This window comes from Streptomyces sp. CO7, assembly GCF_053474865.1.
Genome location: NZ_JBRIOU010000004.1, coordinates 30,110 through 37,216, shown reverse-complemented (window position 1 = coordinate 37,216; position 7,107 = coordinate 30,110). Strand labels below are relative to the sequence as shown.

General features: G+C 75.1%; 6 protein-coding genes. 2 read left to right on the top strand and 4 right to left on the bottom strand.

The window, feature by feature from the left end; genetic code table 11:
• The 3 genes from ACOV8S_RS12840 to eccE all read right to left on the bottom strand — a co-directional run.
• On the bottom strand, positions 1-975 hold a 975-nt coding region (locus tag ACOV8S_RS12840), incomplete at its 3' end, for an SCO5717 family growth-regulating ATPase (RefSeq protein WP_448317961.1).
• 127 nt (positions 976-1,102) lie between these two features.
• Positions 1,103-1,804 (bottom strand): hypothetical protein, encoded by a 702-nt coding sequence (locus tag ACOV8S_RS12835; protein ID WP_448317960.1) that lies wholly within the window; start codon positions 1,802-1,804, stop codon positions 1,103-1,105.
• A complete protein-coding gene (gene eccE / locus ACOV8S_RS12830; RefSeq protein ID WP_448317959.1) occupies positions 1,801-3,144 on the bottom strand; it encodes a type VII secretion protein EccE in 1,344 nt (447 codons plus the stop codon). Before eccE ends, ACOV8S_RS12835 begins: the two co-directional genes overlap by 4 nt.
• 209 nt (positions 3,145-3,353) lie before the next feature.
• Between eccE and eccB the strand changes: the two genes are divergently transcribed.
• Both eccB and mycP read left to right on the top strand, forming a co-directional pair.
• Positions 3,354-4,895: a type VII secretion protein EccB gene (gene eccB / locus ACOV8S_RS12825; RefSeq protein WP_448317958.1), complete on the top strand. Its 1,542-nt coding sequence runs from the start codon at positions 3,354-3,356 to the stop codon at positions 4,893-4,895.
• Between the two features lie 103 nt (positions 4,896-4,998).
• Complete coding sequence (gene mycP, locus ACOV8S_RS12820) at positions 4,999-6,288, top strand: type VII secretion-associated serine protease mycosin (RefSeq protein WP_448317957.1); 1,290 nt, start codon at positions 4,999-5,001, stop codon at positions 6,286-6,288.
• Between the two features lie 121 nt (positions 6,289-6,409).
• On the opposite strand, the gene ACOV8S_RS12815 is transcribed toward mycP, so the two are convergent.
• On the bottom strand, positions 6,410-7,107 hold a 698-nt coding region (locus tag ACOV8S_RS12815), incomplete at its 5' end, for a CHAT domain-containing protein (protein ID WP_448317956.1).

Genomic DNA, 7,107 nt, shown 5'->3' with positions numbered 1-7,107 from the left:
CTGCTGGGGCGGGACCTCCTGCGAAGGAACCTGCGGGGCCCATCCCTGGTGCGCGGCAGGGTGTTCGGGCGCCGCCGCGGCAAGGCCGCCCTCGCCACCCTCCGCCATCCGTCCTGCCTCCGCAGCACCCTGCGGCTCGGCGGCGGCGACGGCGGCGTCCGGCGCCGTCTCCTGCCCGGCCTCGCCTCGCTCCGCCGAGGCGTCACCGGCCGGTTCCGCCGCCGTCCCGGTCCCGTCCTCCCGGTCCTCACCGGACGGACCGGCGGACGCCTCCGCGCCCGCGCCCGTGCCGGCGTCGTCGCCCGCGGCCCGACCCTCGACGTCCGGCGTCTCCACCGGGGCGCCGAAGTGGCCCGGTGCGGCCGTGGCCTGCGACTCGGCCGACGTCACGTCCGCGGCTCCGGCCGGGTCGCCCCCGGCACCAACGACCTGCGGGGCCTCCACCGCCCCCTGGCCGCCGTGCTCCCCGGACGCGGCGTCCGCGTCGGCGCCGGTCAGGTCACCCGCACCGGCAGCAGCGCCGGTACCGGCCTCGACCGGCTCGCTCGTGACGAACGCGCCGTCGCCGGCGGCCGCATCGCCCTCACCCGCACCGGCGGCAGCGGCCCCGGAAGCGGCCCCCGCGGCCTCGTCGCCGGAGCCGGAGTCGGAGCCGGGGGAGACCGACCCGACCGCCGCGGCGGCCCGCTCCGCGATCTCCTGCCGCAGCGCCGACGCCGAGATCCGCATCGTCGCGCCGCTCTCCAGGCTGCCGCCGCCGAACGGCAGGCCGGCGCCCTCGGACGCGTCCTCGTCCGGCGAACCACCGGCAGCAGGACCGGGGTCGACCGCCTGACCCGCGTTCTCCCGGTACCAGGCAGGGGTGTCGTAGTCGATGGTGAACTCGCCCGTCGTCTCGACGGCGGACTCCGCGTCGGACTGGTCATCGCCCGGTGTGGTCCAACCCCCGTGGATACCGTCCCGATCGCTGTTCACAATTCCTCCTGGTTGGTCGAACGCAGGATCCCACCCTAATCACGCCGGTCGCCGAAGCGGCAGGGCCGTCGACCGGTGGAAAGCGGGGAGGGTCCGCGCAGACGCGGGACGCCGGCCCGGAAAGGGGTCAGTCCATGCGCCGGGGAGTACCCAGCAACCCGACCTCGGCGTCCGTGGGTTGGGTCATCACGTACTGACGGTCCCGGTCCGCACACCACAGGGTGACACCGTCGGCCAGCGTCGGCAGCGAATCCACGTCACCGCGCGGCAACGCCAACGCCCGCCCCGTCTCGGCCGCTTCGTCCGGAGAGAGCCGCTGCACGCCGACCAGGCGCGCCTGCCGCATCAGCCGCGGCGCGACGGGTGACAGGTACGGCAGCAGCGTGAGGACCGCCTGCCACGGGCCCGCCACCACGCGTCCGCGCGGCGGCCGCATGCCGCAGTCGCGCACCACCAGCACCGGGTTGCCGGCCGAGGCGCCCTGCGGGGGCACCCGGCCCACGTCGTAGACCGACAGGCCGTTCTGCCCGCCGCCCATCGCGTGCACCATCTGCATCCAGGCCTGCGGACGACCGGTCTCCACGGCCACCCGCGCACCCGTCGCGGCGGCCCGCAGCGCCAGCACCTGGGCCGTCCACAGACTGCCGATCAGCACGATGTCGTACGGCGTGGGCCGGTTGAGGCCGAGCACCGCCGGCTGGCCCTCGGCGTCAACGCCGATCACCACGCCGTCGTCGCCGATCGGCAGGGTCAGCGACTCCAGCTGCTCCAGGGGAACACCGTGCCGTCCGTGGCGGGGCCCCAGCAGGCCCGAACCGCGCGTGATCATCGGGCGCCTCCCAGGGGCAGAGTGGCGAGCACGCCGGGCAGCTGCTCCCGGTCGAGCCGGGCCAGCCCCACGCCGTTGCGCCGCGCGGAGTCCTGCAACGCCCGCCTCGCGGCGGTGAGTTCGTCGGCGCTGCGCCCGGTCACCCGCAGGTGGCCGGTCAGCGCCACCGCCTGCCCGTGACCGTCGGGGCGGGCCAGGGTCAGGCTGAACGTGGTGGCCAGCGCCGGGACGGCGGTGAGCTGGGCCAGCAGCTGCGGCAGGGTGGTGCCGCGGCCGCCCAGCGAGGGCCAGCGGCGCACCCAGTACACGGTGTGACGGCGGTTGTCGCAGCGCCAGTTGCGCGTCGACTCCTCGGTGCGGCGCTCCCGCGCCTCCGTGCGGCCAGCCTCCGCGGTGACCAGCGGATTGGCGCACGCCGAGGTCGCTATCGCCGCGACCAGCTCCTCCTCGTCCAGGATGTTCACCCGGAAACCCGCTCCGGTCAGCCGGCTGGCCAGATGGTCGGCGGCCCGCACCACGCACTTCTGCGCGCCGGTGGCGCCGCCGCCCCGGGCGGCCACCGCCTCCGGACACAGCTCCGGGTCCAGCTTCAGCGCGATCCAGGTGATCCGGACCGCGGGAGCGCCCGTACTCGCCTGCAGCGGGGCGTAATTGGTCACGGCCACGGACTGCTGCGGCAGATGCAGGGCGGGAGCGGGCTGGGTGTGCAGCACGATCTGCGCGGACTCGAGCCGGATGTCGTCGACCTCCAGCGCGTCCCCGACCAGCGCCAGCGGCAGGGGCCGACGGCTGCGCTCGGCGCGCAGGGCGGTGGCGTCCGCCTCCACCTGCAGCACCGCGGTCAGGAAGGTCCCGTCACCGACCAGACCCACCGGACGGCGGTCCCGTCCACCGTGGACGTAGGTGCGCAGCGCCGGCTCGCACTCCACCGCCGGGGCCAGGCCCGGCTCGGTGCCCGGCGGCACCTCCATGGCCGCCGCCCGCTTCTGCCGAGTGCGCAACGCCCGTGCCGTGGCGAACCATTCGGGCAGCGAACGACCACGCCGGCGGACCACCGCGAGCACCAGCAGCAGGACCGCGACCACCCCGGCGGCCACCAGGGCCACCGTTCCGATCACCCAGCCGACCACCAGCGCCGCAGCGGCCAGCTCGACCAGCACCGCTCGGCGCAGACCCTGTGAACTGCCGCGCCCCGCACGTGACCTGAGCTGCACGGCACCCGACGCGGCCGCCGGACGGGCCGCAGCCGCCGGGGCTCCCGCCGCCGGGGGAGGCGTCGCCGAGGAGCCCCGCGCCGTCCGTGACCGGTCACGGGACCGCGTTCGCGTCCCGGAAGCCATCACCCACACCCCCGCAGTGCTCGCCGTCGTCCGCCCGGCCGAACCGATTCGACCGCCGGTTCCGCAAATCCGTTGCCCCATAGGTACCTTGAAGGCTTCGGTACCCTACCCGCTCCACCAGGCCCCTCGGGTACCAGGCCTCTCGCGTACCAGGCATAGTAGGGGGCCGTCCGACAACGCGGCGGAACACGGGGAGAAGCAGGGCACCGATGGCATCCCGGAGAGACCAGCTCAACGCCTACACGTTCGCGAAGCGCCGCATGCTCGCGTCCTTCACCCACTCCGCCGGAGGCGGCTCGGAGGAGAGCGCCCCGCGGCCGCTGCGCGGCATCCTGCCGGGAATCATCACCGGCGTCGTCGTGATGGCCGTGTTCGGCGCCTGGGGCATGTTCAAGCCCACCGCGCCGAAGGGATGGGACACGGCCTACGAGAAGGTGATCGTCGCCGACAAGTCGACCACCCGCTACGTCGTCCTCGAGACGGACGGCAAGAAGCACCTGCACCCCGTGCTCAACATGGCCTCCGCCAAGCTGCTGCTCAAGGACGGCAAGGGCGCGGTGATCACGGTCGACGAGAAGATCCTCGACACCAAGATCCAGCACGGCGTCACCGTCGGCATCCCCTACGCCCCCGACCGGCTCCCCGACGCCACCGAGGCCGCGGCCGAGAAGCGCTGGGCGGTCTGCGAACGCGCGGGACAGGGCGACGCGGTCCAGAAGGCCGCGTTCGTCCTCGCCCGGCGCGACTGGGGAAAGATCGAGGGACCGCAGAAGCTCGGCGGCGGCCAGCTCCTCTACGTGCAGGAGCAGGGGCCGGACAAGGCCCGCTACGTCGTCGACGCCACCGGCACCGCGTACCGGATCGACGAACTGGAGAAGGAGGAGACCGAGCTCTCCAACCTCCTGCGCGCCGTGGTCGGATCGGACCGCCGCCCGCAGAGCGTCACCCGCGGCTGGCTCGACACGCTGCACCACGGCGACCCGCTCGCCTTCCCCAAGATCGAGGGAACGCCGGGGGAGCCCGCGAACGCGCCCGGCCAGCTGAACCAGAAGGCCGACCGGGTGGGCATGGTCCTCAAGGCGCGCGACGGCGACCGGGACCAGCACTACGTCGTCCTGCCGGGACGCGTCTCGCCCGTCTCCGACTTCGTCGCGACCCTGCTGCTCGCCAGCAGCCAGCTGGTACCGGTCGGCCAGGCCGGCAACGCCCTCGAGGTCAGCCCCGGCGCGCTGCAGCCCAGCGGCACGTTCGGTGACGACCACACCTGGCCCGACGCCACGCCCTCGGCGGTCAACGACCCCTCCGGCGTCGGCAAGGCCCGCGACACCGTCTGCAACGTGCTGACCGGCGTCGACCGCGCTTCCGGCCGGACCAAGCTGCGGACCTGGGCCGGGGCCGCCTTCCCCGCACCGCTCGCCACCGGCTCCACCAGCGCCTACGTCACCCCCGGCTCGGGCCAGGTGTACCAGCAGTACAAGGGCAGCGCCACCGACGTCGGCCCGGTCTTCCTGGTCACCGACACCGGCCTGCGGTACGTCCTGCAGTCCAACGGGGACAGCACCGGCGAGGACGCCCGGATCGGCCGCTCCGACGAGGACCGCGAGGCGCAGCAGCAGACCGAGCTGCAGGCGCAGAAGCTCCTCGGCTACGCGGACGTGAAGCCGGCGCCGGTACCGGCGCCGTGGTCCGCCTACCTGCCCACCGGACCCCGCCTGTCCACTGCCGACGCCCGGCAGCCGCAGGGCTCGTGACGGCCGGAGGCGAGGGCCGGGCGCGCGGCGGCGACGCCGCGGTGCGGACGCGAGGCGGACGTGAGGTGCTGACGTGAGGGACGAACGTGAGGGAGGCAATGCAGTGACCCCCAGGCGCAGCCGGGACACGGCGCGCGCGTCGGCCACCGTGCGCAGGTCGGCCACCGTGCTCGCCGCGGCGGCGATCACGCTCCCGGTCTGCCTGACCGGTGCGGCTCCGGCCGCCGCGGACGAGGGCCAGTGCACGATCCCGGCCGAGAACTACCCTGGCCGACCCTGGGCGTTGCAGCGGGTGCTGCTGAACGAGCTGTGGGAGCAGTCCACCGGCAAGGGCGTCCGGGTCGCGGTCATCGACACCGGGGTCGACGTCAAGCACCCCCAGCTGCGCGACGCGGTCGACGCGAGCCGGGGCGCGAACTTCCTGCCCAAGGAGGCCGACGGCGAACCCCTCGAGCGGGGCAGCCTCAAGGGCACCGACGACCAGGTCGGCCACGGCACCAAGGTGGCCGGGATCATCGCCGCCCGTCCCTCGGACAAGACCGGCTTCGTCGGCCTCGCTCCCGGGGCGACGATCATCCCGATCAAGCACAACGACGCCGAGGGCCACGGCAAGGTCGACGAGATGGTGAAGGCCATCGACCACGCCCGCGAGGCCGGCGCCCAGGTCATCAACATCTCCCAGGACACCGGCTCGCCCGTCGACTCCACCCCGCAGCTCAAGCAGGCCGTCGACCGCGCGCTGGCCGCGGACGTCGTCGTCGTCGCCTCGGCGGGAAACGAGGGCCTGGGCGGCGGGAGCAAGAACTCCTACCCCGCCGCCTATGAGGGCGTGCTGGCGGTGGCCGCCTCCGACCGCAACGGCGAACGCGCCCCCTTCTCCCAGTCCGGCGACTTCGTGGACGTCGCCGCACCGGGCGTGGACATGGTGTCCACCATGCCCGGCGGGGGCCACTGCGCCGACAACGGCACCAGCTTCTCCGCCCCGTACGTGGCGGGCGTCGCGGCCCTGCTGCGCGCCAAGCACCCCAAGTGGACGCAGGAGGAGATCGTCGCGCAGATCGAGACGACCGCGGAGCGGACGGTCGCCGGACGCGACCGCCGGGTCGGCTGGGGTGTGGTCGACCCGGTGCGGGCCCTGACGGACGACGAAAAGCGGCCCAGCGGCACGCCGGTCGCCGACGAGGGCATGGCGGGCGCCGAGCCCCCGCGGCCCGCGCCCGTCACCCTCGGCGAGGCCCCCGAGGACCGCGACGCCCGCCTCGGCACGTACGTCGCCCTCGCCGCCGCCGCCACGGTGGCCGCCCTCACCGGCACCGCCGTCGCCCTCCGCGACGCCCGCCGCCGCGCCACCACCGCCGAGAACCGCGCCGCCCGCCTCGCCGACGACGCGTGACGCCGCCCCGGACGCCGGTACCGGCGCCTGCCCCTTCCGCGCGACCGCCCGGCAGGCGGCCCGCACGGACCCGCGCCCCGCCTCCGGGGGTACCACGGGGCGCCCGGCCGCTGCCGAGGCCTCAGGCCGCTCCGAAGGCCGTGAACGTCCACCCCGTCGCCTGGTGGACCGCGTCGTCCGGGAGGGCCGCCCGGGCGTCACGCAGCGCCTCGGCGAGCGTCAGGCCGCAGGCCAGGCCCTTGTGCAGGGCCAGCATCAGCGGCACCACCGCCGCGTCGTTGACCGGCGCGCTGCTCGCCACCACCCCCGCCGTGCCGAGCGGCAGTAAGGCCGTGACCAGGCCCAGCAGTTCGTCCGAGCCGACCGGCGCCAGCCGCGCCGTGTCGCAGCTGGAGAGGATGAGCCGGTACGGGCTGCTCTCCAGCCGCTCGAAGTCGTGCACGGTCAACGGCCCGTCGGCCATGCGCAGCGACGAGAACAGCGGGTTGTCGGCCCGGAAGACGCCGTGCGCCGCGATGTGGGCCAGCGACGCGCCGTCCAGCGCCCGCAGCACCTCACCGGCCCGCGCGTCGTCCCCCTCCAGCAGGGTCGGCCGCCCGTAGTGGTCGACCAGTTCGGGTACCTCCGCGCCGCCCGTGGCCAGCCCGGGACCGCGCACCAGGACGTGCCGGCCGCCGGCCGGCGGCGCCGTCTCCCGGGCGCGCAGCCAGGCGCCCGCCGACGGCGACACGTTCACCACCCGCTCCCGCAGCGACGGCAGCAGCGCCCACGGCACCCGGTGCAGCCGCCCCGGAGGCACCACAACGACCGGCCCGGGAC